The following is a 23,729-nucleotide window of genomic DNA, read 5'->3' on the forward strand; positions in this document are numbered from 1 at the left end:
ACCGGTGTGAAATCTCGAGTCGCAGGTGCTGTTCCGAAGGCGTCCGCCGACAGCTCGCTCCCGGCGCAGCCAAGCGCCCAGCTCCAGCCCACGGAGGCGGGGAACACCCTGGCCCGCCTCTTGGTGAAACACATCAATGGGAGCACGGAGCAGTACCGAAGGTCCCAGAACGCCGCTCAGCAGCGGCTGAACGCATTCGGCCCCCCTCACTCCAGCACCACGCTGCAGGTGGAGGGAGCCCTCCACCTGGCGCGGCCCGCGTTCCTCCCGCCCGACGAGGAGGGCTACGCCAGGTTGAGGCACCTCGACACCAGCCTGCGCATGATCGAAGCAGCCTTCCCCCAAGTCAGCACCGACATTGAGGTCTGCAGACTGACCTGCACGATGCTGGAAGGGGCCTGGAGGAGCCGGGCACTCACCCCGCCGCGCGAGGAGGAGCAGACAACCGTCTGCGCCTGCCCTCTGTGCCGTCGGCTGCCCACGCCCCCCGCACGCACGCTGGACGACTACCGTTGGCGGCAGAGCGCCGGTCGTCCCCTCACCGTCAAGAACTGGCCATACCGCCGGGAACTCGACAGCGTCCTGACCGGTGGATGGTCCTGGACCCGGCAGATGAACGACCTCGAACGAGACCTCGGCCACCGCCACCGCTTCGAGGACGACATCCTCGTCTTCCACGAATACAAACGCGTGATCGACACCATCGACACAACGCGCCTCACCCGACACGTCGAAGGCCGCCTGGCCGAGAATTTCAGCACCAACAGCGCACGGGCCCTGGTCTCCGGACTCTTCGCAGCCCACAAGCGATCCGTCGACGAGTACTGGCTCCAACAGCACGATGCGGGCAGCGTCATGCTCCCTCAGACCAACCCGCTCAACCAGAGCGCCTACTCAGCCCTGCAGATGCTGGACTGCCTGTTCTGGCACGTCGCCCCCGACACCGAACTCTGGCAGGAAGAAAACCTCGCCTCCCTGCTGCTGTGCCGCGTCATCGACGACATGGCCGATGTACGAGCCGACGCCCTCACCGGCGAGATCAGCAACTTCTGGCTCGCCGAAATGCCCACCCACACCAAGGCGCTCTACGCTGCCTGCGCGATAGCCCTCGTCAAGTACGGCTGCATGCCCGAGGCCCACAGCCCGATGTGGAACACCTGGCTGATGACCACCACCATCGTCTGGATGGGGCTCACGGGCCGCCACGCCCTGTGGTTCGACGGCATCACCCAGGGCCTCCCCCCGGCCGAGGAGTGCCCGCTGTGCGACCTGCAGCCCAACCCATGCACCGGAATCCTCACCCACGGCACCACCCTCACCATCGCCCCGCGGCCCACCGCACCGGCCCTGAGCACCCGGACCGCCGAGCTGTCCGCACGCTGTCGAGCCCAATACCCCCGGACGTGGCCCCTCTTCGACGCCGAGCTCCATGCCTTCGAAGCACTGCACGGCCCGTGGTACGGCAACACGGACAGCGCATGGGAGATCTTGCGCCGCACCTACATCGCCGCCGTGGAGGCATCCAGCGCCGCACCATCGCCGGACCGTGCCCGTCATGTCCAACAAGACGCCGGCGTAGTCGGATCCGAGAGGTTCCACACCCTGCACGACCCTCAGACCGGAAGGGAAGACACCGCACTGCTCGCCTACATGTTCGGCTGTGCCCACCCGCATTTCCTCTGGAACGCCACGGGATACCGTCCCACGGGCGTCGCAGGCGACTGGCTCGACGGCTGACGCCTCGATCCTGAAGGCTCGGGCCGCTGCTCGCACCCGCCTGGTGGTGGTAAGGGCCAGCCTGTGCCCGGCCCCACCGCGGACGCGAAAGCACCGCCAGGGCATGGCCGTACCCGGCGACGGCGCCTACCTCGGCACCGGCCTGATCGTCCCCCACCGCAAACGCCCCGAACGGCCGCTGCTGAAGGGCGATGAATAACTCCCCGGACGCAGCTCGGTTGACGACCTGCTGGGCGTGTGAGCCACCGCCTGCACCCACGCACGGCGTTGCCCGGCCGGAAGCCGGCCGGGCAACGGTCTGCCGGCGTGGTCTAGACGGCGAACTCGACCGGCAGGCTGTCCAGCCGGGACTCCCACGTGGAGGCGGTCGAGCTGAGTTCTTCCGGTGGTACGGCCAGGCGCAGGTCCGGCAGCCGGTGCAGCAGGACGTCCACGCCGATCTCGATGATGGACTGACCGATGTTCTGCCCCGGGCACTCGTGCGGTCCGGCGCTGAACGCCAGGTGCGACTGGTTGCCCTGCACGGCGACGGCCGCGTCGGGCCGTACCTCCGGGTCGAGGTTGCCTGCGGCCAGGCCCAGGATGAGCAGTTCTCCCTCCTGGACGTGATGGCCTCCGAGCTCCAGGTCGGCGGTCGCGAACCGGCCCGGCAGCACGGACAGCGGCGGGGTGTCCCACATGACCTCTTCCACCACTGAGGAGATGTTCAGCTCCCCGCTGACCAGACCGGACAGCCGGGCGGCGTCGGTGAGGACCCGTTGCAGGACCCGGGCCAGCAGGTTGCTGGTGGTGGTGTGCGCGGCGATCAGCACCAGGCGCAGATGGCTGACGACCTCGTCGTGGTCGAGGCCGGCCGGGTGCTCCAGCAGGGCCGTGGCGAAGTCGGAGCCTGGCTCGGCCCGCTTGCGCTCGGCGAGTTCCGCGAGGATCTGCATGATCTGTTCGTTGTGCTCGAGGGCGCCCTCACCGCCCTTGAAGACCTGGGCGCACGACTCGATCAGGCGTAGCCCGTCCGCCGCGGGAAGGCCCAGCATCCTGGTGAGCACGAGCATCGGCAGTTGCTCGGCGTAGTCGGCCACGAGGTCGGCGCGCCCGGCGTCGGCGAACGCGTCGATCTGCTTGTTCGCGAAGTGCGTGACGTGCCGCCGGATGCCCCGGACGGCCGCCGCCTGCAGCCCGTCGGTGACGGCGCCGCGCAGCCTGCGGTGCGGTTCGCCGTCCTGGGACACGCAGTCGGGGCGCCAGCCGACCATCGGCATGATCGGCGAGGTCTCCTCGATCCGGCCCTCCCGCCAGTCCCGCCAGATCCGCGCGTCCCGGCTGAACTGGCGGGGGTTGTCGAGCACCCGCCGGTTGTCGCGGTAGCCGAGGACCAGCCAGGCGGGCACGTCGCCCTCGAGCAGGACGGGGGCGACCGGGCCGTGTTCCTTGCGCAGCCGCTCGTAGATGCCCGCCGGGTCGGTCGCGGCCTCCGGGCCGTAGAGCCGGGTCAGTTCGGCGGCGTGGTGGGCGACGGGGCAACCGTGCAGGGCGGTCTCATCGTTCATCGGGGCTCCAAGGCCACGGCCGAGCGTTCCTTCAGGTGGTGGATGAGGGCGACGAGGACGTCACGGCTGGAGGCCCGGTCGCGGGCGTCGAAGGCCAGGACCGGGGTGTGGTCGGGGATGTCCAGGGCGTCCCTGATCTCCTCGACCGGGTAGTTCTTCGAGTCGGGGAAGACGTTCAGCGCGACGACGAAGGGGACGTCCTGCCGCTCCATCTCCTCGATCGCCCGGAAACTGGACTCCAGGCGGCGCGTGTCCACCAGGACGATCGCGCCGAGAGCCCCCTTGAACAGCCCGTTCCACAGGAACCAGAACCGCTCCTGGCCCGGCGTGCCGAACAGGTACAGCACCAGGCTCTCGTTGATGCCGATCTTGCCGAAGTCCAGGCTGACGGTGGTCTGCGTCTTGTCGGCGACGCCGATGAGACGGTCGACATCGACGCTGGCCTGGGTGAGAGTCTCCTCGGTGGTGAGCGGCTTGATGTCGCTGACCGACCGGACCATGGTGGTCTTCCCGGTGCCGAACCCGCCGGCGATCATCACCTTCACCGAGCGGGTGTCCCCGGCCGCCCGCCCTCCGGGTTGGTCAAAGCCTTTCAAGTCCACTGAGTACCTCCTCAAGGAGCGCGAGGTCGGGCCCGCGGCCGGCGTCGTGTGCCGGGATGGGATCACGGGCTTCCACCCGGCCTGCGTCCAGCAGGTCCGACAGCAGCACCGCGAGAATGTTGAAGGGCAGCCCGAGGTGGGCGCCGAGTTCGGCGACCGACAGCGGATCGCGGCAGCGCCGGAGGATCTCTTCGTGCTCGTGCTGCATGCCCGGTAATGGGGCGGCGCGGGAAACGACGAGAGTCGCCACGTCGAGGCTCGACGCCGAACCGCCCGGTCCGCTGCGCCCTCCCGTGAGGACGTAGTAGCGCTCGAGACCGGACGGGTCCGACGGCCTGCGGGGAGCACTCATCCAGAGTGCTCCTCCAGGCGCGGAGTGGTGCCGAGGAGCTCACCCATCCTGCGGGCCAGGTCCCTCATCTGGTGCCCGAGCAGACCCTGGTCGAGACCCTCCCTGGCGAGGACACCGAGGTACGTCTCCACACCGGCGCGGACGACGAAGAGGTGCCCGCCGTCGACCTCGATCATCGCGAGGCGCAACTGCCCGGCGTACTTGGGGAACTGCTCGGCGACCGGCTGGGCCAGGGCCTGGAGGCCGGCCACCACGGCGGCGAAGCGGTCGACGTCGTCGGGGTCTTCGGCGCCGTAGGAGGTGATGGCCTTGCCGTCGCTGGAGGCCACGAGGGCGAAATGGATCTCCTGGATGCTCTCGACGAGATCGCGGAGCGCCCAGCTCACATCTGTTCCTTGCTGCGTCATGAGGACTAGTCGCTCTTTTCGGTGCGGTGCTCGGTGGACTCGCGTCCGGCGGGGGTCTCGCGGTCGTCGGCCGCCTGGGAGGCCTCTGCGGCGTTGCGTCCGGCGGTGGCGAAGGCCGCGAGACCGGAGAAGGAGGCGTCCGGCGGGACGGCGGAGACGGCCGTGCTCCGGTCGGTCCGCTCGGCCTGCCTGGGCCCGTCCGTCTCGTTCCGCTTGCTGCGACGCCGCGGGAGTCCGCCGGGTGTGGTCTCCACGCTGTCCGGCTGCGCGGCCGCCGCCGGTGCGGTGACCGTCTCGCGGGCCGGGGCGGCCGCGGTGGTACGCGCCTCCGGGGTGGGCGCGGCCTGGGTGGTGGCGGCCGCGGGCAGCGGGCTGAAGTACTTGTGCGGGACCACGACCACCACGGAGGTGCCGAGCCACGGGGAGTCCGCGAAGGTGACCCGGATGCCGTAGCGGCGGGCGAGGGCGCCGACGACGCGCAGGCCGATGCTCGCGTCCTCGGTGATGCCGCCGAGGCCCGCGCCGGGCGCGGTGCCCGCGAGGGCGTGCTCGGCCTCGCGCTTCTTCTCCTCGCTCAGACCCTTGCCGGAGTCCTGGATCTCGATGCCGACGCCGTTGGGGACCTCCTTGCCGGAGATGAGCACCGGCTCGGTGGGCGGCGAGTAGCGGGCCGCGTTGTCCAGGAGGTGGGCGAAGATCAGGGTCAGGTGGTCCACCAGGCCGCCGTCGACGCCGAGTTCGGGCAGATGGCGCACCTGGACGCGGTGGAAGTCCTTGATCCGGCCGATGCCGCCGCGCACCACGCTCAGCAGCCGCTGCGGTTCCTGCCACTGGCGTCCCGGACGGTCCGAGCCGCCGAGCACACCGATGCTCGCGGCGAGCGAGTCGGCGGGGCCGAGTTCCTGGTCGAGCTCCATCAGACCGCGTGCGACGGCCGGGAGCCTGCCGTGCTCGCCCTGCATCTCGTGCAGCCGGCCGCGGAGCTTGCTGGTCAGCACGTGGATGCGGTTGCCGATGCTGATCACGGCCTGCTCGGCGGTGGTGGAGCGGTCGAACTCCGCCTCCAGGCCGATCAGGGCGGTGCGCAGCAGCTTGCGCAGTTCCGCCTGGAGGTCGGAACTGACCTTGGCGCACTGGTTGACGGTGGGCAGGATGTCGTCGATGGCCTCACCGGAGCGCAACTTGGCCATCGAATCGGGCAGTTGCTCGTCGGCGAGCCGGGCGACGGCGGCGAGTTGGTGGGACAGCTGCTCCTGCCAGACCTCGGCCTGGTCGGCGAGCTGGGTCTCGTAGGACCTGACCTGCTCGGCCAGCCGTTCCTCGTAGGCCCGGGACTGGTCGGCGAGCTGCGACTCGTAGGTGGCGCTCTGCTCGGCGAGGCGCCGCTCGTACGAGGCGTTCTGCTCGGTGAGCTGGGACTCCAGGGTGGCGCGCTCGGCTGAGAACTTCCGTTCCAGGCCCGCGACATGCTGCTGCCACTGCTGGTTGTGCTCGGCCTGCGTGGTGCGGAAGGAGCCCTCCGCGCGGTGGAGTTGAGCGCGAGTGCGCAGCAGCAGACGTACGCACACGGCGCTGGCCGCAGTCGCCGCGACACCGGCGACGGCCGTGGTTAGTCGCTCCGAGCTCATGAACGTGGCGGCAACCGCCCCGCCTCCCAAGCCCAGCGGCATCAACCACCAGCTGTACCAGGCGACAGGGGCCCGCGCCGCCGGTGGCGGAGTGGCGAGTTCCATCTGCATCCTTCGAAGCAACACGATCGAACAGGGGGGTGGACCGCACTCATGAGTACGCACTGCGAGTCGGCTGGACGCGATCGCGCCAACTCGCGGCGTCGATGGGAACCTTATCGGGTTTACGCCTGAGAGGATCAACCTCACCCCCCGCCGGACGTGAGGGTTCCGTCACGCTCCGACAGAAGGCAACAGGTCGACAAATGGCTTTGCTGCCCGTCCAGTTGAGCGGACGCCGGGTCGTGGCCCGGTCAGCGGGCGGTCTGGAACGTGCGGCGGTAGGCCTGCGGGGTCACCCCGATGGCCGCGCTCAGGTGCTGGCGCAGGGAGGCTCCGGTCGCGAAGCCGACCCGGCCGGCGATCTGGTCGACGGTGAGGTCGCTGGTCTCCAGCAGATGCCGGGCCCGGGCCACCCGCTGCTGGATCAGCCAGCGGCCGGGGCTGAGGCCCACCTCGTCGTGGAAGCGGCGGGCGAAGGTGCGCAGGCTCATCCGGGCATGGCCCGCGAGGTCGGCCAGGGTGAGCGGTTCGCCGAGGCGTTCCAGCGCCCAGGAGCGGGTGGCCGCGGTGCTCGCGGCGCCCTGTTCGGGGACGGGCTGTTCGATGTACTGGGCCTGGCCGCCGTCCCGGAACGGCGGGACCACGCAGCGGCGGGCGACGGTGTTGGCCAGGCGGCTGCCGTGGTCCTTGCGGACCAGGTGCAGACAGACGTCCACGCCGGAAGCGGCTCCGGCGGAGGTGAGGACCGGGTGGTCGTCGACGAACAGCACGTCGGGGTCGAGGTCGACGTGCGGGAACATGCGCCGGAAGTGGTCGGCGACCTGCCAGTGGGTGGTCGCCCTGCGCCCGTCGAGGAGCCCGGCGGCGGCGAGGACGAAGGCGCCGGTGCAGATGGAGACGATGCGCGTCCCGGGCCGGATGAGCGCGAGTGCGTCCAGGACGTCACCGGGCACCTCGTCGGTCAGGTGGGCGGGCGCGACGGGCGCGATCACCACGGTGTCGGCCGTGGCCAGGGCCTCGGGGCCGTGCTCCACGGTGACGCCGAAGTCCGCGTTCGTACGCACCGGACCGCCGTCGACCGAGCAGGTCAGCACCTCGTACCGGTCGTCGGCCGCGCCCAGGATCCGGCTGGGGATGCCCAGTTCGAACGGATACACGCCGTCCAGGGCCAGGACCACCACTCGCTCACGTCGCATGGCACGATCCTATCGAAGGTTGGCCATCCTGCCATTGGCGGGCCGGGCGCGGGCGGGCACGCTGGATGACCATGAGCACACAGAACACGATGCGAGCCATCAGCCAGGACGTCCTCGGCGGTCCGGAGGTCCTGAAGGAAGTGGAAGTCGAGCGCCCGGCGCCCCGGCCGAACGAGGTGCTGGTCCGGGTGCGGGCCGCCGGGGTCAACCCGACCGACTGGAAGCACCGCGCCACCGGCGGCTTCCTGGGCGAGCCGCCCTTCGTCCTCGGCTGGGACGTCTCCGGGGTGGTGGAGGCCGTCGGCATCGGTGTCGCGGCGTTCGCGCCCGGTGACGAGGTCTTCGGCATGCTGCCGTATCCGTACGGGCACGGTTCGCACGCCGAGTACGTCGTCGCTCCGGTGCGGGCCCTGGCCCGCAAGCCGGCCGGGATCGACCACGTCCAGGCGGGCGCGCTCCCGCTGGTCTCGCTGACCGCCTGGCAGGCGCTGACCGAACACGCGGACCTCCGGCCCGGGCAGCGGGTGCTGATCCACGCCGCGGCGGGCGGGGTCGGGCACGTGGCGGTGCAGATCGCCAAGGAGCGCGGCGCCTATGTCATCGGCACCGCGAGCGCGGGCAAGCACGCGTTCCTGCGGGAGATCGGCGTGGACGAGACCGTGGACTACCGGGAGACGGACTTCACCGAGGCCGTGAAGGACGTCGACGTCGTCCTGGACACGATCGGCGGCGACAACGCCCTGCGCTCCCTGCGCGTGCTCCGGCCGGGCGGCGTCGTGGTGTCGATCCTGCCGGGTGGTTCGGACGACTTCTACGAGGAAGCCGAGCGGCTCGGTGTACGCGCGGTCCGGATGCTGGTCGACGCCGACCGCGCCGGCATGGAGACGATCGCGGAACTCGCCGGGACGGGCAGGCTGCGCGCCACGATCGCCGGAACCTTCCCGCTGGCCGCCGCCGCGCAGGCCCACGCCTCGGGCGACACGGGCCGGACGACGGGGAAGCTGGTCCTGGTGAACGACTGAGCGCTCCAAAGGGGCGCGGGGAACTGCGCGACAAGCCACGGCAAAGCCGCACCCGCCGGTCCACCGCGCCCCCGAGCTCTCATGCGGACCGGCCATGACGGCCGGCCGCGTCAGAACATCAGAACCGGCTTGATCGTCTTGCCCGACCTCATGTCCTGGACCGCCCGGTCGATGTCCCCGAAGGGATACGTGCCGATCAGGCGGTGCAGCGGCAGCCGGCCGTCCTTCACCAGGCGGACCAGCGCGGGGATCATGGTCTGGGTCTCGCTGTCGCCGAGGGTGAGGCCCACGATCCGCTTGCCGCCGAGCAGCCCGTTGACCTCCAGGGCGACCTCGGTGCCGAAGGGCGGGGCGCCGACCACGACCAGGGTGCCGCGGGCGCCGAGCGCGTCGACGCCCTGGCGCAGGACGCCGACGTTGCCCGTGGTCTCCACGACACCGTCCGCGCCCTGGCCGCCGGTGATCTCGGCGAGGGCCGGGGCGAGGTCCGTCCCGCTCGTGTCGACGGTGTGCGTGGCGCCCAGTTCCGTCGCCAGGGACAGGCGTTCGGCGACCCGGTCGACGGCGACGATCCGCGTGGCCGGGGTGAGGGCCGCCGCCATCACGGCCGACAGACCGACCGCTCCGGCGCCCAGGACGACGACCGTGCTGCCCGTGTCCGGCTTCAGGACGTTCCAGACGGCGCCGACCCCGGTCTGTACGCCGCAGCCCAGCGGGGCGATGGACTCCAGCGGCACGTCCGGGTCGACCTTGACGAGGCTGCGCTCGTCGGCCAGGGCACGCTCGGCGAAGGAGGACTGGCCGAAGAAGTGCCCGCCCAGGGCCTGACCCCCGCGGCTGATGGTGCTCGTGCCGTCGGCCCGGCCGCCGCCGAGCAGGTTCAGCGGCAGCCAGGTCGCGCAGTACGCGGGGTGCCCGCCGCGGCAGTTGCGGCAGTCGCCGCAGGAGGTGAAGGAGAGCAGGACGTGGTCGCCGGGTGTGACGCCGGTGACGGCGGAGCCGACGGCCTCGACGACGCCCGCGCCCTCGTGGCCGAGGACCCCGGGCAGCGGGAAGGGAAGTCCGCCGCTCGCCACACCGAGGTCGGTGTGGCACAGGCCGGTGGCGACCATGCGGACCAGCGCCTCGTGCGGGCCGGGTTCGTCGAGGACGACGTCGGAGAGGGTGAAGGGCGCGCCGCCGGACTCGACGACCGCGGCACGGGTGGTGGTGGGCATCGCAAGAGCTCCTTGACGACTGTCTCAGTCGAGCGAGACGACGACGGACTTGACCTTGGTGTAACCGGCGAGGGCCTCGGGCCCGTACTCGCGGCCGTAGCCGGAGTCCTTCACGCCGCCGAAGGGCACCGCGGGGTCGAGCATCGCCCAGTCGTTGACCCAGACGATGCCGGCCTGGAGCCGGTCGGCGACCCGGTGCGCGCGGGCGAGGTTGGTGGTCTGGACGCCCGAGGCCAGACCGTAGGGGGTGGAGTTGGCGAGGGCCACGGCCTCGTCCTCGTCGTCGAAGGGCTGCACGGTGAGGACCGGGCCGAAGATCTCCTCCTGGATCACCCGGGAGTCGTTCGACAGGTCGGCTATGACGGTCGGCTTGTAGTAGTAGCCGCCGTCCAGGTCGAGCCGCTCGCCGCCGCAGACGATCCGGGCGCCCTCCTTGCGGGCCAGGGCGACGTACTCCTCGACCTTCTTCAGGTGCTTCTCGGCCGCCATCGGGCCGATGACGGTGGCCGGGTCGCGCGGGTCGCCGACCGGTACGCCGGGTACGGCCTCGGCGAGGATGCCGAGCAGCGTCGGGTACACCGAGCGGGCCACCAGCAGGCGCGGGCCGCCCATGCAGAACTGGCCGGTGTTGAAGACGAAGCCCTTGATGACCGCGCCCACCGCCTTCTCCAGGTCGGCGTCCTCGAAGACGAGGTGGGCCGCGTTCCCGCCGAGCTCCATGGTGACGGGCTTGAGGGCCTCGCCGGCGACGCTCGCCACGTGCCGGCCGATCGCCGTGGAGCCCGTGAAGGCGACCTTGTCGACACCGCGGTGGCGCAGCAGCGCCTCGCCGGCCACCGGTCCGCTGCCGGTCACGACGTTGACCACGCCGTCGGGCACCCCCGCCTCCGTCAGCAGCCGGGCCATGTACAGGGCGCTCAGCGGGGTCTCGTCGGCCGGCTTGTGGACGACCGTGTTGCCGGCCGCCAGCGCGGGGCCGAGCTTGCTGCCGGCGAGGATCAGCGGGAAGTTGAACGGGGTGATCGCGGCGACCACGCCGAGCGGCTCGCGCCGGGTGTAGGCGAGGGCGTTCATGGGGGTGTCGCGCAGGGCGCCGTCCTGGCTCTGGGCGAGGTTGGCGAAGTATTCGTAGTCGTTGGCCGCGTTCGTCACGTCGACCGCGCCGCACAGCGTGATCGGCTTGCCGACGTCGAGGCTCTCCAGCGCGGCGATCTCGTCGGCGTTCTCTCGGATCAGCTGGGCGACGCGGTGCAGCACCCGGCCCCGCTCGCGGCCGCTCAGGCCGGACCAGGCGCCGTCGTCGTAGGCCTCGCGGGCGGCCCGCACGGCCGCGTCGACGTCGGCCGGGCCCGCCTCCGCGACGGTGGTGACGACCGTGCCCCGGGACGGGTCGACCACCTCGGTGCGCGCCCCGTCGGCGGCCTCGCGCCACTGTCCCCCGATGAACAGCTGTCCGGGTTCCCTCTCGAAGGTGGTCATCGCCGCTCCTCAGCGTCGTCGCCAAGATTTCAACAAACAGGATTCCTGTTGGTTCGCAGTCTCATTACAGACAGGTTTCCTGTCAATGGTCTAACCTGCCTCCATGCTCGACGCACAGGTGACCAAGGCGCCCCCTTCCCTGCTCTACATGGTCAAGCAGGTGGAGCTCGTCGTGCGCTCCCACCTGGACGACCTGGTCAGGCCCTCCGGGATCACCGCTCTGCAGTACACCGCGCTGACCGTCCTGGAGCGGCACGACGGACTGTCGGCGGCCCAGCTGGCACGCGACTCCTTCGTCACCGCGCAGTCCATCGCCGACCTCGTCCGCTCCCTCGAAGGCCGCGGTCTGGTGCGCCGGGAGCGCAACCCCCGCAACCGCCGCGAGCTGCTGATTCTGCTCACCGACGCCGGGCGGGAGCTGCTCTCACAGTACGCCGGGCCCGTCCGGGAGCTGGAGGAGCGGATGGTGCGCGACCTGACGGCACACCAGACCGAGCAGTTCCGCCAAGCCCTGATCAAGGCCTGGCACGCCCTGTCGTAGCCCGGGGCACCCTGTCGTGCCCCGAGGCGCACGCCCGGAATCACGCCTGCGCTCACGCCCGCGCACGCCCCCGCGCGAACCTCGGCCAACTCGGCCGCAATTCAGAGACATATGTCAATCGAACATGCTCAAATTCACTCGTTGGAGGGTAACTTGCAGGGCGGGGAACGGTTCTGAGGACCGCGGCCCCTCCCCACGCACGGAGCAGGCTGGAGGCGATCTCGTCGTGCGGCAGGAACCTGCACCGCTCACCCGGCATCTGCGCGTCCGCCAGGAACGGGGACACACGGTGCTGGAGTTCCGCGGCGAGATCGACCTCGCCGCGGCCACGGAGATCGCCCCGCACCTGGACCGGGAGACGAACCGCCGCGCCGCCCGGGTCGTGATCGACCTCAGCCGGATCGAGTTCTTCGACTGCTCGGGCCTGCGGCTGCTGTACCGGGCCAGGAGCCGGGTGCTCGACCGGGAAGGGCAGCTCCTCCTCGTCTGCGCCCACCCTCTGACACTGCGCGTCCTGCGGATCACCGGCCTGTCCCGGCTGCTGCCCCCGCAGCCGACGCTGGACGCGGCCCTGGAGCAGCCGGAGGCGGCCTCCGGCCCGGTATGACGCCCGCGTGCGCCCCGCGGTGCTTCCGCTGACGTCCTCCTGTCCTCAACCCGCCGGTCTGGCAAGGCCCGTGACGGGCATCCGGACAGTAGGAAGGAGGGCCGTCGCATGACGACTCCCGTCAAGCGTCTCCCCCGGCGCGTGCCCGGCTGGGCGAAGGTGGTGGGCGCCCTCGTGCTGGTGCTCGTCGTGTTCTTCGCCGGGATCCGGCTGAGCGTGATCCCGGGTCTGAAGGACCTGTTCGGCACCGAAACGCACGACCGGTCCGGCCCCGCGCTGCTGAAGTCCATCCAGGACCTCAGCCGTTACGACGCCGCCTCCGGCAACTTCCAGGTCGTCGTGGACCTGGAGAAGGACGCCAAGTTCCTCCCCGACGCGATCCGCGGCACCCGCACCCTGTACGTCGGTGCGGGCACCGTCGACGCCTACGTCGACCTGGGCAAGGTCGGCGACGACGACGTGCAGGTCAACGGCGACCGCACGTCCGCCACGCTCCGGCTGCCGCACGCGCGGCTGGGCAAGCCGGCCCTGGACCCCGACCGTTCCTACGCGGTCTCCAAGCAGCGCGGTCTCCTCGACCGCCTCGGCGACCTCTTCTCGGACAACCCGGGCGGCGAACAGGCCGTGCAGAAACTCGCGGTACGGCACATCGGCGACGCGGCGAAGGAGAGCGAGCTGACCGCCCGCGCCGAGGGCAACACCAGGGGCATGCTCGAAGGTCTGCTGCGTTCCCTGGGCTTCGAGGAGGTGCGCGTCTCGTACGGGAGCTGATCAGCTCCCGAGGATTCCGGGCAGGGCCAGCGCGCCCAGCAGCGTGGTGCCCACCAGCAGCCACGCGACGTAGTCCCCGACGTGCCCGGACTGCAGGCGCCGCAGCGCCGGCGCACGGTCCGGCGCGGCGAACAGCCGCGGCCGGGTGACGGCCACCGCCGCGAGGGCGAGCGCCAGCGCGGTGGACACGAGGCCGAGCAGGACGCCGAGCGGGGTCCAGTGCACGGAGACGTGCACCAGGCCGCCGGTTCCGGCCTCCTGCACGGCATGCCCCACCGTGCCGCCGAAGCCGGGGACCACACCGACGGCGAGGGATCCGGCGAGCAGCACCGCCGGGACGGCCGTCATGGTGTCCGGGACCCGGCTCAGCCGCTGCCGGGTCTCGGGCGCCTCGCCGGAGCCGGTGGTCTCGTACGCGTCCCCTTCCTCCGGCCGGGGACCGAGGCCGAGGAACACGCGCGCGGCGACCCGCAGGACGGCCCCGGCGGTCACCGCGCTCGCCAGGACGTACAGCACGGTGAGCGGGCCGCCCACGGCCTCCTCGGTGACCGACTTGCCGAGCGCCGTGCCGAACGGCGGCAGTCCGGCGAGGCCGAGACCGCCCGCGACGAACAGCACGGCCACTCCGCGCAGCCGCCGGGCCCGGCCGTACAGCGCGTGCTCGTCGACCGAGCCGTACCGGTCGAGGAGGATGCCCGTGCAGGCGAACAGCGCCGCCTTCACACCGGCGTGTCCCAGGATGTAGAGGGCGACCCCGTCGTCCGCCTCCGGGGTGAGGGTGCCGATGCCGGTGAGGAACAGCCCCATGTGGGCGACGGTCGAGTAGGCCAGCAGCCGTTTGATGTGCCGCTGGTACCAGCACATGACCGCGCCGACGACCGCCGTCAGCACGCCGAGCGCCACCAGGGCCCGCTCCACGTCGGCGGCGGGCAGCCCGCCCGGCCCGGAGAAGACGGTGTCGTAGGTCCGCCACACGCCGAAGGCGCCGAGCTCCACCATGACGCCCGACAGCAGCATGCAGACCGGGGTGGGGGCCACGGCGTGCGCGTCCGGCAGCCAGAAGTGGAACGGGACGGCCGCGCCCTTGACCAGCAGCCCGGTCAGGACCAGGACGAATCCCGCGAGGACCACCGCGTCGGGCGGACCGTGCGCGTCCAGCACCCGCCCGATCCGCGTCATGCCCAGCTCGCCGGTGCGGGCATACAGCAGCCCGATGCCCATCAGCATCGCGTACGCGCCCAGCGAGTTGACGACGCCGAAGGTCAGCGCGCCCTGCACGGCCCGGGCCTCCTCGACCCGGTGGCCGGTCAGCGCGTAGGCGACGACGCTCATCAGCTCGAACCACACGAACGCGTTGAACAGGTCGCCCGCGATCGCGAAGCCGCACATGCCCGCCTGGAAGAGCAGCAGCAGCGCCGGGAACGATCCGGTGTGCCCGCGCGGCGGTTCGTCGAAGTAGTGCCAGGAGTACACCAGGGCGGCCAGGGTCAGCGTCGAGGCGAGCGCGGCCATGCCGAGCCCCGGCCCGTCCCCCACCAGGACGATCCCGACGCTCTCGCCGCGCACGGGCACCCAGCCGCCCACCCACTCCGCCTGCGGTGGCGGGGAGTCGAGCAGGAGCACGACCGCGAGCACCGCGGTTCCGGCGGAGACCGCGCAGCCGGCGGACTCGGCGGCGGCCCGGGGCACGCGACGGCCGGCGGCGGCCAGCAGGGCGGCCCCGAGCAGCGGGACGGCGACGAGGAGCGGCAGCAGGTGGTGCATCAGCCGCGCAGCTCGGAGAGTTCGTCGGGGTCGACGGTGCCGTGCCGCTTGGACACCTGCACGACGAGGGCGAGGAGCAGTGCGGTGACGGTGGCGCCGACGACGACGTCGGTGAGGGCCAGGGCCTGCACGACCGGGTCGACGACCGGCCGTGCGCCGGGCTTCAGGTCGGAGAAGACGGGCGCGGTGGCCCCGTCCCGGTAGCCGACGGCCAGCAGCAGCACATAGGTGGCGGACTGGCACACCGACAGACAGCCGACGGCGTGGATGAGATTGCGGCTGGTGGCCAGGCCGTAGCAGCCGGCCAGGAAGACCCACGCGGCGACCAGGTAGGCGAACACGTCCATCACAGCGGCCTCACGTTCCGCTCTCCTCCTCGATCTCGACGGCCTGGTCCAGGAAGCGGGCGAGCAGCACGACGACGGCGCAGGCGACCTCCATGCCGACGGCGGCGTTGAGCAGCGGGACGGTGCCGCCGGAGGACAGGGTGTTGAAGGTGCCGTGCGGCAGCAGCGTGTTGGCGAGGAAGGCGGCGCCGCCGAGCAGCGCGGCGACGCCCGTGACGAGGTAGGCGCAGACGGCGACCCCGTCGCCCACCTCGTACAGTGCGACCGGCCGGACGCGTTCCAGGGCGCGGTAGTCGGCGCCCAGGTACAGCAGGTGCAGGGCGGTCGCGGCGGCCACGCCGCCCTGGAAGCCGCCGCCGGGGCTGAGCTGCCCGTGCGCGATGACGTACAGGCCGGTGAGCAGGGCGACGGGCAGCACGAGCAGGGCGTAGCGGCGTACGGGCAGGGCGACCTCGGCGGGTTCGGGCCGGGCGCGGTGCTCGTCGCGGGTCTGGCGCAGCAGGACGACGCAGCCGAGCACGGCCGCGAACAGGATGGTCAGTTCGCCGAGGGTGTCGAAGGCCCGCTGGTCGAAGTTGACGGAGGCGATGGTGTTGGCGGTGCGGTGGGCCAGGGACGCCTCGACGGCGCGGTCGCCGTAGGGGTGGTGGTCACCGCCGAAGGCCGGCAGGCCGAGGCAGGCCGCGACGAGCAGCGCGGCGACGCCCGCGCCGCCCACGGCGAGCAGCCACAGCCGCGTGCGGGGGCTCACTTCCCGCTCCCCTCGCGTTGCCCGCGCCGTCTCACCTTGCGGACCGTCAGCAGCAGCAACAGCGGCGTGAGCGCGGAGCCGACCGCGAGTTGCGACAGTCCGACGTCGGGGGCCTGGAGCACGGTGAACAGCACGGCGAGCACGACACCGAGGACGGACAGCACGAGGGCCTGGCGGACGGGGTCGCGGGTGGTCACGGCCACGGTCGCACAGGCCGCCACCAGCACCAGCGCGACGGCGATCACGGCTTCGTCCACGGCTGCCCTCTCCCCTGCCCGGCGCTATACACGACCGGCCCCTCCGGCCCCTCCGGTCAGCGCCCGCGAGGCGACGAGGTTGCCGCCGATCAGCAGGGCGCCGGTCACCAGGAGCTTCGCCATCGCCCGGCCCGGCCCCGTGACCGCGCACAGCGCCAGCACGACCACGGCCCCGAGGCCGGCCGCCGCCCAGGTCACGCCCCGGGCGCGGGGCGGGTCCTCGGCCAGTTCGCCGGCGAGCAGCCGGGCGAAGACGAGCGTGCCGACCGGGCCGAGCAGGGCGAGAACGAGGGCGAGATCGACGTAGGAGGGGCGGTCGTAGCCCTGCGCGAGGAGCAGCAGGCCCGGGCAGGCCACCGCGGTGGACAGGTTCTGGGCGACGACCCGGCGCCGCAGCGGTCCGGTGGCGACGCCCCACAGGGACGCCGTCAGGCCGGCGGCGAGGGTGAGCGTCGCGGCGAGGATCCAGCCGTTCACCGTCCGGCCACCGCCCGTCGCGCGGCCCGCGCCGCGAGCGCCCCGAGGAGGGCCGCGCCCGCGCCGACCGCGAGTTCCAGCGGGTCGACGGTGGAGATGAAGACCAGCCACAGCGCGGTGAGCGCGGCCCACCACAGCGGTACCTCTGCCACGGCGAGGAGCGTCGTACGCCGGTTCACACGCCACCTCCACGGGCGCTGATCGTTGTGGCGGTCATCCAAGCACCGCCCCGGCCGCGGGACGCGACGGCGCGCGGCGGCTCCCAGGGCGGAGTGCCCCCGCGGACGGCGGGGAAACCGTGTCCGGGAACGGCCCCCGGCGGCATCGTCGGCGCACCCGGGGGTAACCGCTTTATCACCCAGGGAAGTTGAAGACTGGAGGACAAAATGGCCGGTGCAGCCTCACGTCCCCGTACGGCCGGCTCCGGCCGCGAGCGACACCAGCTGCCGCTGCCCGTGCGGCTGCTGGCGATGCTGTGCGCCTTCGCGTTCATGGTGGCCTTCGCCGTGGTGCTGGCCCGGCTCACGCTCCAGCCGTCGCCCGCGTCGGAGGCGCTGACCCACACCAATCTGCACCCGGGGCGCTCCCTGAGGGCCTATCTCGAACAGCCGGAACTGCGGGACGCCGTCCGGCAGATCGGCGGCAACATCCTGCTGGGCGTCCCCTTCGGCGTCCTCGTGCCCGTCGTCGCCCCGCGCACCCGCGGCATCCTGCGCGTGCTGCTACTGACCGCCGTGGTGATGCTGCTGGTGGAGTTCGCCCAGGGCGCGCTGGTCACCGGCCGCGCCTTCGACGTCGACGACGTCATCCTGAACACCGGGGGCGCGCTGATCGGTTACCTGCTCCTGGGCCGCCGCCTGAGCCGCGCGGTCCACGCGCGCCGGCCCCGCGGCGTACGGACGGGGAAGAAGCCGGCGCCCGAAAAGTCCTAGCGCACGGTCGAGACCTGGTGCACGGTCGACTCGGTGCACGGTCGAGGCCTAGTGCACGGTCCAGGTGAACTTGTCGCCGCCGACCCAGCGGACCACGTCCGGATCGTCCAGGTCATGGACCGTGATGCCGAACGCGGCGGCGGCCGACAGTACGTCGATGACGGCCTTGGCCTCACCGACCACCTGGCCGTCGATCTGCACGATCCGGAACGGCGGTGTGCCCGGCTGCACCCCGAGCACCATGATCCGCGGGTGGGACATGTACGGGCTCGCGCTTTCGGTCATGCATCGAGCCTAGAGCGCAACCGGCGGTAGTGCCGGGTCCAGCCGCCGACCGGAGGGGCCGGACCGCTCAGGGGCGGCGCCAGTCGTCGCTCGTCAGGTGCGAGCCGGCCTGCGGGCCCATCCGGAGCATGCCGCCGTCGACGCTCCAGGAGGCGCCGGTGACGTACGAGGCGTCCGGGCCGGCGAGGAAGGCGATGACGGCGGCGACCTCGCGGGCGTCGCCGGGCCGGCCCAGCGGCACGCCGGGACGGCTCTCGGTGTGCGGGTCGGTGTCCTCCTGCCCGGTCATGGGCGTGGAGATCTCGCCGGGTGCGACGGCGTTGACGGTGATGCGGTACTCCGCGAGTTCGAGCGCCATGACCTGCGTGAGCAGACCGAGACCGCCCTTGGCGGCGCAGTACGGGGCGGCGCCCACGCGCGGCTGGTGCTCGTGGACGGACGTGATGTTGACGATCCGCCCGCCGTCGCCCTGCCTGATCATGTGCCGGGCCGCCTTCTGCCCGCACAGGAACGGCCCGACCAGATCGACGTCGAGGACCTCGCGCACGTCGGACAGCTCCAGGTCGAGGAAGGGCGTCATGGTGCCGGTCCCGGCGTTGTTGACCAGCACGTCGAGACGGCCGAGGCGCTCGCACAACTCGTCGACGGTGTCGGCGGCGTCGGGCAGCCGGGTGAGGTCCATCCGGGCGACCTCGGCCCGCCGCCCGTGCGCCCGGACCTCCTCGGCCGTCTCCTCCGCTCCCTTGTGGTCGCTGTGCCAGGTGATGCCGACGTCCATGCCCGCCTCGGCGAGCCGTACGGCGGTGGCCCTGCCGATGCCGGAGTCGGCGCCGGTGATCACGGCGACCTTGCCGGGGGGTGCGGTGGGGTCGGGCATGGCGGCCTCCTCGTCGGCGCGTTCGGGACGAGGCATCGCAGTACCCGGGTGCGTACCGGGCAAACCGCGCGCCCGTCGTGCGGCCCGCCGGGCGCTGGGGAACCCTTGAGGTGGAGGTGGCGATGGACCCCGTCGAGGCACTGGACCGGATCGCCTTCCTGCTGGAGCGGTCCCTGGCACCGACCTACCGCGTGCGCGCCTTCCGTACGGCGTCCCGGGTGCTGAAGGAGCTGGGCGAGGACGAGGTGCGCCGGCGGGCGGACGCCGGGTCGCTGGAGTCGCTCAAGGGGGTCGGGCCGAAGACCGCGCAGGTGGTACGGGAGGCACTGGCCGGTGAGGAGCCGGGCTATCTGCGCAAGCTGGAGGGCGAGGCGAAGGAGCCGCCTGCCGTACGGGGCGGCGAGCGGCTGCGGGCGCTGCTGCGCGGCGACTGCCATCTGCACTCCGACTGGTCGGACGGCGGCAGTCCGATCGAGGAGATGGGCCGGGCCGCGGCGGCGCTGGGGCACGAGTGGGCGGCGCTGACCGACCACTCGCCGCGTCTGACGGTGGCCCGGGGGCTGTCGGCCGAGCGGCTGCGGGAGCAACTGGACGTGGTGGCGGAGCTGAACGAGACCTGGACGCCGTTCCGGCTGCTGACCGGCATCGAGTGCGACATCCTCGAGGACGGCTCCCTCGACCAGGAGCCGGAGCTGCTGGACCGGCTCGACGTGGTGGTGGTGTCGGTGCACTCCAAGCTGCGGATGGACGCCCGGTCGATGACCCGGCGGATGGTGGCCGCGGTCCGTGATCCGCACTCGGACGTGCTCGGGCACTGCACGGGGCGGCTGCTGACCGGGCGGGGGCGGCCGGAGTCGGAGTTCGACGCGGACGCGGTGTTCGCGGCGTGCGCGGAGACGGGCACGGCATTGGAGATCAACAGCCGGCCGGAGCGGCTCGACCCGCCGCGGCGGCTGCTGCGCCGGGCCGTGGACGCGGGGGTGCTGTTCTCGGTCGACACCGACGCGCACGCGCCGGGGCAGCTGGACTGGCAGATCAACGGGTGTGCGCGGGCGGAGGAGTGCGGGGTGCCGCCGGAGCGGGTGGTGACCACGTGGTCCCTGGAAGAGCTGCTGGCCTGGACCCGTGAGCGGCGGGTGCCGTCCGGCGTGGCGGGCGGCTGAGGTGGTACCCGGTCGGGCCGGAGAGTGGGCTGAGAGGAAGGGATCGTACGCATGGCGAAGGCGGAACGGGCTGCCGTGTTCGACGTCGACGGCACACTGGTCGACACGAACCACCTGCACGTCGTGACGTGGTGGGAGGCCTTCCGGCAGGCGGGCCACGACGTGCCGATGCACGCCGTTCACCGGGCCGTGGGCCTGGCCTCCACCGACCTCGTCGCGCACCTGCTCGGCGAGGACCGGGACACGGACCAGGACGCGGCGATCAGCGCCGCGCACAAGGCGCTGTACGGGCAGTACTTCGACCGGTTGCCCGCGCTGCCCGAGGCGGGGGCGCTCCTGCGGCGGCTGCACCGGGACGGCTGGGCCGTGGTACTGGCCACCTCCGCCGGTGGCGCCGAGCTGAGCGCGCTGCGCCGGGCGATCGACGCGGACGAGGCCATCACCGCCACGGCCAGCGCCGACGACGTGGAGGAGGGCAAGCCCGCGCCCGAGCCGGTCGAGCACGCCCTGGAGCTGGCCGGGGTGCCGGCGGAGCGTGCGGTCTTCGTCGGCGACACCGTGTGGGACATGCGGGCGGGCAGCCGCGCCGGGGTGCGCTGTGTGGGCGTCCTGTGCGGCGGCATCCCGCGCACCGACCTGGAGAAGGCCGGCGCGGACGCGGTCTACGCCGACCCCGCGCACCTTCTGTCGTCCCTGCGGGACAGTCCGCTGGCATGAGGCGGCGTGAAACCCCCGGTCACGCGGATACTCGCAGCGCATGACGCGTGTGAGGAGTGTGGTTCGACGGGCGGCTCACGCCTTCGGCCGCCGAAAGGACGAAGCCGCGACAACGAACGACACCGGCCCCTCCCGGGGGTCGACCCGGGGGACGGGACCCGACAGGACGACAGACAACCCGTCGGCCAGAGAGACGGGACCCGACGAGACGAGTGACAGCCAGGTATCGCGGGAGGCACGGCCGGACGCGGCGACGACGGACGACGCGTCGGCCCGGGAGGCGGGGGCCCACCGAGCGACAGACAGCCGGACAGCCGAGAAGGCACCGCCCCGCAAAGCAACGGACACGCAGACGACCCAGGAGGCACCGCCCGACAGCCGGGAAGACCGGGAGGACCGGGAGACCCGGGCCCGCAGCGCCGTGGACAGCCGGGTGGCCGCCAATGCCCTGCGGGAGCGGATGGAGGACCTCGGGCACGGCGTCCGCTCCGTGCGGCCGCTGGACGCCGTTCGGCGGGAGGCGCGGCGGGTCGTGGAGGCCGTGCGGGCCGCCTGGCGGGAGCCCGGGCGGGAGCGGGACCTGGTCGTCCAGTCGTTGAAGGCCGCCGCGGCGGCGGTGATCGCCTGGCTGGTGGGCGGCGTCTGGATGGGCGACCCGCTGGCCCTGATGGCGCCGTGGGTCGCACTGGTGCTGGTGCAGGCCACCGTCTACAGCTCGCTCGTCCAGGGCGCACGGCAGTTCGGCGCGATCTGCGTCGGCACCGTGCTGGCCTCGGCGACGCTGGCCCTCACCGGCGACACGACGGGCGCGCTCGCCCTGTCCGTCCCCGTGCTGATGTTGCTCTCGAACTGGCCCCGCTTCGGCGACCAGGGCATCTACGCGGCGACCACGGCGCTGTTCACCCTCACCTCGGGCATGGCCGGCCTGGCCGGCGTCGGGCACCGGGTGGGGCAGGCGGCGCTCGGCGCGGTCATCGGCGTCGCCGTCAACGCGCTCGTGCTGCCGCCGATCCATCTGCGGGACGTCCGGGAGAACCTCGCGACCCTCGCCCGGGAATCGGGCGACGTGCTGCGCTCAATCGCCGCGGACCTGCACGAGGGCGACTGGGACGCACAGACCGCCGCCGGCTGGCTCAACGCCTCGGCACGGCTGGAGCACCATCTGGAGGCGTTGCGCTCGGCGCGCCGCTGGAGCCAGGAGAGCCTGCGCCTGACCTACGGCCCGCTGCGCGCCCTGCACCGCGTTCCGCACATGCCCCTGCCGCCGCCGGACGAGGACGAACGCCTCAGCCGTGTCACCGGGCACGTCACCGCCCTGACCCGGGCCCTCGCGGTGGCCGTGGACGGCAACCGCACGCCCGCCCCGCCCGAGGGCGCGGCCCTTCGCTCGTACGCGGATCTGCTGGACATGCTCGGGGAGGTCTGCAACACGGAGGCCGACCGCCTGCTCAACGGCAGCGCGGATCCCCGCCCGGACGACGACAGGGAGGAGAGGATGCGGGAGCTGCACCGGTACTTGCAGGAAAGGCTGCGGGAGCACGCCGGGCTGGGCGCCGAGCACACGGCGGTGCTCGGCACACTGCTGCTCCAGGCCGAGAACCTGTGGGTAGAGATCCTCCCGGAGCACGAGGAGCGGTGACACACATCACCGGGAAACAGGTCCGAGCCCGGAACACCCAGAGGTAGTTCCCCGTTGAACGACATGTGGGTGCGGAGGGGACGGTGTCCCCGGGCCGTACGTCCACCTCCTGAGCCGCCCCGGCCGTGATTCCCCCGTCCGGCCGGGGCTTTCCTCTGCCCGCGCGCGATCGGCTGCCCCGGTGCGTTCGCCCCGACTCGGGTACTCGGTCCTCTCCGAGGACGGTCGCGGCCGAGAGGAGCGGATGGTGAGCAGCGGAACAGGCATGAGGGTCGTCGTCACGGGCGCCACCGGCAACGTGGGCACCAGCGTCGTGCGCCTCCTCTCGGAGGATCCGGAGGTCACCTCCGTGCTGGGCCTGGCGCGGCGGATCCCCGACTGGTCGCCGCCGAAGACGGACTGGTCGGCGGTCGACCTGGCCTCCGAGGAGGCTGATCTGGTCGAGCAGTTCCAGGGCGCCGCCGCGGTGGTCCATCTGGCCTGGGCGTTCCAGCCGACGCACGACCCGGCGGCGACCTGGCGCACCAATGTGCTCGGCAGCATGCGGGTGTTCGAGGCGGTGGCCGAAGCGGGCGTGCCGGCGCTGGTGCACGCCTCGTCGGTCGGCGCGTACTCGCCGGGCCCGAAGGACCGGGCGGTGGACGAGTCGTGGCCGACGCACGGCTGGCCGGACGCCGCGTACTGCCGGGAGAAGGCCTATCTGGAGCGCGCGCTGGACACGTTCGAGCGCGACCACCCCGAGACGCGGGTGGTGCGGATGCGGCCCGCCTTCCTCTTCAAGCGGCAGTCCGCGAGCGAGCAGCGCCGGATCTTCGGCGGGCGTTTCCTGCCCGGCCCGCTGGCCCGCCCGGAGCTGCTGCCCTTCCTGCCCGACATCCCGGGGCTGCGGGTGCAGGCGCTGCACACGGACGACGCGGCGAACGCGTACCGGCTGGCCGTGCACTCCGACGCCCGGGGTGCCTTCAATCTGGCGGCCGAGCAGTCGGTCGACGCACAGGTGCTGGGCGAGATGCTCGGTGCGCGCCCGGTGCGGCTGCCGCGCACCGCGGCCCGTTCGGCGATCGCCGCCGCCTGGGGCCTGCACCTGCTGCCCGCCTCCCCGCACCTGTTCGACGCGGTGCTGCGGCTGCCCCTGATGGACTGCACGCGTGCGCGTGCGGAACTCGGCTGGCGGCCTGAGCACACGGCGACGGAGGTGCTTCAGGAGTTCCTCCAGGGCCTTCAGCAGGGCGCGGGCGCACGCACGGAACCGCTGCGGGGCCGCAAGGTGGGCTGACCGCGGGTCCCCCGGCCAGGACGACCGATGGCCGCA

General features: G+C 72.3%; 26 protein-coding genes and 1 pseudogene. 11 read left to right on the top strand and 16 right to left on the bottom strand.

The window, feature by feature from the left end:
• The first annotated feature begins 123 nt into the window (after positions 1-123).
• A complete protein-coding gene (locus QF034_RS02665) occupies positions 124-1,737 on the top strand; it encodes a hypothetical protein (protein ID WP_307179782.1) in 1,614 nt (537 codons plus the stop codon).
• Positions 1,738-1,834: 97 nt separating this feature from the next.
• Positions 1,835-1,933, top strand: a pseudogene (locus QF034_RS02670) (IS5/IS1182 family transposase); the annotation flags it as partial.
• 115 nt (positions 1,934-2,048) lie between these two features.
• Here QF034_RS02670 and QF034_RS02675 read toward each other — a convergent pair.
• From QF034_RS02675 to QF034_RS02700, 6 genes are all read right to left on the bottom strand, one after another.
• Positions 2,049-3,284 carry a cytochrome P450 gene (locus tag QF034_RS02675; RefSeq protein WP_307173354.1) on the bottom strand — a complete coding sequence of 412 codons (1,236 nt, stop codon included), beginning with the start codon at positions 3,282-3,284 and terminating at the stop codon, positions 2,049-2,051.
• Complete coding sequence (locus QF034_RS02680; RefSeq protein WP_307173355.1) at positions 3,281-3,886, bottom strand: GTP-binding protein; 606 nt, start codon at positions 3,884-3,886, stop codon at positions 3,281-3,283. The genes QF034_RS02675 and QF034_RS02680 overlap by 4 nt, the downstream gene beginning before the upstream one ends.
• Positions 3,867-4,238, bottom strand: coding sequence for a DUF742 domain-containing protein (locus QF034_RS02685; protein WP_037668707.1), 372 nt, complete (start codon positions 4,236-4,238; stop codon positions 3,867-3,869). Before QF034_RS02685 ends, QF034_RS02680 begins: the two co-directional genes overlap by 20 nt.
• Positions 4,235-4,645 carry a roadblock/LC7 domain-containing protein gene (locus QF034_RS02690; protein WP_307173356.1) on the bottom strand — a complete coding sequence of 137 codons (411 nt, stop codon included), beginning with the start codon at positions 4,643-4,645 and terminating at the stop codon, positions 4,235-4,237. Before QF034_RS02690 ends, QF034_RS02685 begins: the two co-directional genes overlap by 4 nt.
• A gap of 5 nt (positions 4,646-4,650) precedes the next feature.
• Positions 4,651-6,378, bottom strand: coding sequence for an ATP-binding protein (locus tag QF034_RS02695; protein WP_307173357.1), 1,728 nt, complete (start codon positions 6,376-6,378; stop codon positions 4,651-4,653).
• 248 nt (positions 6,379-6,626) lie between these two features.
• A complete protein-coding gene (locus QF034_RS02700) occupies positions 6,627-7,571 on the bottom strand; it encodes a GlxA family transcriptional regulator (RefSeq protein ID WP_307173358.1) in 945 nt (314 codons plus the stop codon).
• Positions 7,572-7,642: 71 nt separating this feature from the next.
• Between QF034_RS02700 and QF034_RS02705 the strand changes: the two genes are divergently transcribed.
• Complete coding sequence (locus QF034_RS02705) at positions 7,643-8,593, top strand: NADP-dependent oxidoreductase (protein WP_307173359.1); 951 nt, start codon at positions 7,643-7,645, stop codon at positions 8,591-8,593.
• Positions 8,594-8,703: 110 nt separating this feature from the next.
• On the opposite strand, the gene QF034_RS02710 is transcribed toward QF034_RS02705, so the two are convergent.
• Both QF034_RS02710 and QF034_RS02715 read right to left on the bottom strand, forming a co-directional pair.
• Positions 8,704-9,810 (bottom strand): NAD(P)-dependent alcohol dehydrogenase, encoded by a 1,107-nt coding sequence (locus tag QF034_RS02710; protein WP_307173360.1) that lies wholly within the window; start codon positions 9,808-9,810, stop codon positions 8,704-8,706.
• Between the two features lie 24 nt (positions 9,811-9,834).
• Entirely contained in the window at positions 9,835-11,289 is a 1,455-nt protein-coding gene (locus tag QF034_RS02715) for an aldehyde dehydrogenase family protein (RefSeq protein WP_307173361.1), read from the bottom strand.
• 103 nt (positions 11,290-11,392) lie between these two features.
• Here QF034_RS02715 and QF034_RS02720 point away from each other — a divergent pair, with 103 nt between their 5' ends.
• From QF034_RS02720 to QF034_RS02730, 3 genes are all read left to right on the top strand, one after another.
• Positions 11,393-11,830 carry a MarR family winged helix-turn-helix transcriptional regulator gene (locus QF034_RS02720; protein WP_307173362.1) on the top strand — a complete coding sequence of 146 codons (438 nt, stop codon included), beginning with the start codon at positions 11,393-11,395 and terminating at the stop codon, positions 11,828-11,830.
• 226 nt (positions 11,831-12,056) lie between these two features.
• A complete protein-coding gene (locus tag QF034_RS02725; protein ID WP_307173363.1) occupies positions 12,057-12,437 on the top strand; it encodes an anti-sigma factor antagonist in 381 nt (126 codons plus the stop codon).
• A 108-nt stretch (positions 12,438-12,545) separates the two neighbouring features.
• Complete coding sequence (locus QF034_RS02730) at positions 12,546-13,208, top strand: DUF4230 domain-containing protein (RefSeq protein ID WP_307173364.1); 663 nt, start codon at positions 12,546-12,548, stop codon at positions 13,206-13,208.
• On the opposite strand, the gene QF034_RS02735 is transcribed toward QF034_RS02730, so the two are convergent.
• The 6 genes from QF034_RS02735 to QF034_RS02760 are packed head-to-tail and all read right to left on the bottom strand — an operon-like array spanning position 13,209 to position 16,956.
• Positions 13,209-14,972 carry a complex I subunit 5 family protein gene (locus QF034_RS02735; RefSeq protein ID WP_307173365.1) on the bottom strand — a complete coding sequence of 588 codons (1,764 nt, stop codon included), beginning with the start codon at positions 14,970-14,972 and terminating at the stop codon, positions 13,209-13,211.
• Positions 14,972-15,319, bottom strand: coding sequence for a sodium:proton antiporter (locus tag QF034_RS02740; protein ID WP_307173367.1), 348 nt, complete (start codon positions 15,317-15,319; stop codon positions 14,972-14,974). Before QF034_RS02740 ends, QF034_RS02735 begins: the two co-directional genes overlap by 1 nt.
• 10 nt (positions 15,320-15,329) lie before the next feature.
• Positions 15,330-16,070, bottom strand: coding sequence for an MnhB domain-containing protein (locus QF034_RS02745; RefSeq protein WP_307173368.1), 741 nt, complete (start codon positions 16,068-16,070; stop codon positions 15,330-15,332).
• On the bottom strand, positions 16,067-16,327 hold the full coding sequence (locus tag QF034_RS02750; protein WP_307173369.1) for a Na(+)/H(+) antiporter subunit B: 261 nt from the start codon (positions 16,325-16,327) through the stop codon (positions 16,067-16,069). The genes QF034_RS02745 and QF034_RS02750 overlap by 4 nt, the downstream gene beginning before the upstream one ends.
• 24 nt (positions 16,328-16,351) lie before the next feature.
• Entirely contained in the window at positions 16,352-16,804 is a 453-nt protein-coding gene (locus QF034_RS02755) for a monovalent cation/H+ antiporter complex subunit F (protein ID WP_307173370.1), read from the bottom strand.
• On the bottom strand, positions 16,801-16,956 hold the full coding sequence (locus QF034_RS02760) for a hypothetical protein (RefSeq protein WP_370880762.1): 156 nt from the start codon (positions 16,954-16,956) through the stop codon (positions 16,801-16,803). Before QF034_RS02760 ends, QF034_RS02755 begins: the two co-directional genes overlap by 4 nt.
• A 234-nt stretch (positions 16,957-17,190) precedes the next feature.
• Here QF034_RS02760 and QF034_RS02765 point away from each other — a divergent pair, with 234 nt between their 5' ends.
• Positions 17,191-17,736, top strand: a complete 546-nt coding sequence (locus QF034_RS02765) for a VanZ family protein (protein ID WP_307173372.1) — start codon at positions 17,191-17,193, stop codon at positions 17,734-17,736.
• A gap of 48 nt (positions 17,737-17,784) precedes the next feature.
• On the opposite strand, the gene QF034_RS02770 is transcribed toward QF034_RS02765, so the two are convergent.
• Positions 17,785-18,021, bottom strand: a complete 237-nt coding sequence (locus QF034_RS02770) for a hypothetical protein (RefSeq protein WP_307173373.1) — start codon at positions 18,019-18,021, stop codon at positions 17,785-17,787.
• Positions 18,022-18,088: 67 nt separating this feature from the next.
• Positions 18,089-18,898 carry an SDR family oxidoreductase gene (locus tag QF034_RS02775; protein ID WP_307173374.1) on the bottom strand — a complete coding sequence of 270 codons (810 nt, stop codon included), beginning with the start codon at positions 18,896-18,898 and terminating at the stop codon, positions 18,089-18,091.
• Between the two features lie 122 nt (positions 18,899-19,020).
• Between QF034_RS02775 and QF034_RS02780 the strand changes: the two genes are divergently transcribed.
• From QF034_RS02780 to QF034_RS02795, 4 genes are all read left to right on the top strand, one after another.
• On the top strand, positions 19,021-20,061 hold the full coding sequence (locus QF034_RS02780; protein WP_307173375.1) for a PHP domain-containing protein: 1,041 nt from the start codon (positions 19,021-19,023) through the stop codon (positions 20,059-20,061).
• Between the two features lie 51 nt (positions 20,062-20,112).
• On the top strand, positions 20,113-20,778 hold the full coding sequence (locus QF034_RS02785; RefSeq protein WP_307173376.1) for an HAD family hydrolase: 666 nt from the start codon (positions 20,113-20,115) through the stop codon (positions 20,776-20,778).
• Between the two features lie 460 nt (positions 20,779-21,238).
• Positions 21,239-22,417, top strand: a complete 1,179-nt coding sequence (locus QF034_RS02790) for an FUSC family protein (RefSeq protein ID WP_307179783.1) — start codon at positions 21,239-21,241, stop codon at positions 22,415-22,417.
• A gap of 247 nt (positions 22,418-22,664) precedes the next feature.
• Positions 22,665-23,693: an SDR family oxidoreductase gene (locus QF034_RS02795; RefSeq protein ID WP_307173377.1), complete on the top strand. Its 1,029-nt coding sequence runs from the start codon at positions 22,665-22,667 to the stop codon at positions 23,691-23,693.
• Positions 23,694-23,729 lie beyond the last annotated feature (36 nt).

The organism is Streptomyces africanus, assembly GCF_030816955.1.
In the GTDB taxonomy this organism is placed as follows: Bacteria; Actinomycetota; Actinomycetes; order Streptomycetales; family Streptomycetaceae; genus Streptomyces; species Streptomyces africanus.

What these genes read in the sequence shown, in the direction of transcription:
- QF034_RS02675 (WP_307173354.1), bottom strand. Translation starts at nt 3,284, where the DNA reads ATGAACGATGAGACCGCCCTGCACGGTTGCCCCGTCGCCCACCACGCC.
- QF034_RS02685 (WP_037668707.1), bottom strand. Translation starts at nt 4,238, where the DNA reads ATGAGTGCTCCCCGCAGGCCGTCGGACCCGTCCGGTCTCGAGCGCTAC.
- QF034_RS02690 (WP_307173356.1), bottom strand. Translation starts at nt 4,645, where the DNA reads ATGACGCAGCAAGGAACAGATGTGAGCTGGGCGCTCCGCGATCTCGTC.
- QF034_RS02695 (WP_307173357.1), bottom strand. Translation starts at nt 6,378, where the DNA reads ATGGAACTCGCCACTCCGCCACCGGCGGCGCGGGCCCCTGTCGCCTGG.
- QF034_RS02700 (WP_307173358.1), bottom strand. Translation starts at nt 7,571, where the DNA reads ATGCGACGTGAGCGAGTGGTGGTCCTGGCCCTGGACGGCGTGTATCCG.
- QF034_RS02705 (WP_307173359.1), top strand. Translation starts at nt 7,643, where the DNA reads ATGAGCACACAGAACACGATGCGAGCCATCAGCCAGGACGTCCTCGGC.
- QF034_RS02710 (WP_307173360.1), bottom strand. Translation starts at nt 9,810, where the DNA reads ATGCCCACCACCACCCGTGCCGCGGTCGTCGAGTCCGGCGGCGCGCCC.
- QF034_RS02715 (WP_307173361.1), bottom strand. Translation starts at nt 11,289, where the DNA reads ATGACCACCTTCGAGAGGGAACCCGGACAGCTGTTCATCGGGGGACAG.
- QF034_RS02720 (WP_307173362.1), top strand. Translation starts at nt 11,393, where the DNA reads ATGCTCGACGCACAGGTGACCAAGGCGCCCCCTTCCCTGCTCTACATG.
- QF034_RS02730 (WP_307173364.1), top strand. Translation starts at nt 12,546, where the DNA reads ATGACGACTCCCGTCAAGCGTCTCCCCCGGCGCGTGCCCGGCTGGGCG.
- QF034_RS02735 (WP_307173365.1), bottom strand. Translation starts at nt 14,972, where the DNA reads ATGCACCACCTGCTGCCGCTCCTCGTCGCCGTCCCGCTGCTCGGGGCC.
- QF034_RS02740 (WP_307173367.1), bottom strand. Translation starts at nt 15,319, where the DNA reads ATGGACGTGTTCGCCTACCTGGTCGCCGCGTGGGTCTTCCTGGCCGGC.
- QF034_RS02765 (WP_307173372.1), top strand. Translation starts at nt 17,191, where the DNA reads ATGGCCGGTGCAGCCTCACGTCCCCGTACGGCCGGCTCCGGCCGCGAG.
- QF034_RS02770 (WP_307173373.1), bottom strand. Translation starts at nt 18,021, where the DNA reads ATGACCGAAAGCGCGAGCCCGTACATGTCCCACCCGCGGATCATGGTG.
- QF034_RS02775 (WP_307173374.1), bottom strand. Translation starts at nt 18,898, where the DNA reads ATGCCCGACCCCACCGCACCCCCCGGCAAGGTCGCCGTGATCACCGGC.
- QF034_RS02780 (WP_307173375.1), top strand. Translation starts at nt 19,021, where the DNA reads ATGGACCCCGTCGAGGCACTGGACCGGATCGCCTTCCTGCTGGAGCGG.
- QF034_RS02785 (WP_307173376.1), top strand. Translation starts at nt 20,113, where the DNA reads ATGGCGAAGGCGGAACGGGCTGCCGTGTTCGACGTCGACGGCACACTG.
- QF034_RS02790 (WP_307179783.1), top strand. Translation starts at nt 21,239, where the DNA reads ATGGAGGACCTCGGGCACGGCGTCCGCTCCGTGCGGCCGCTGGACGCC.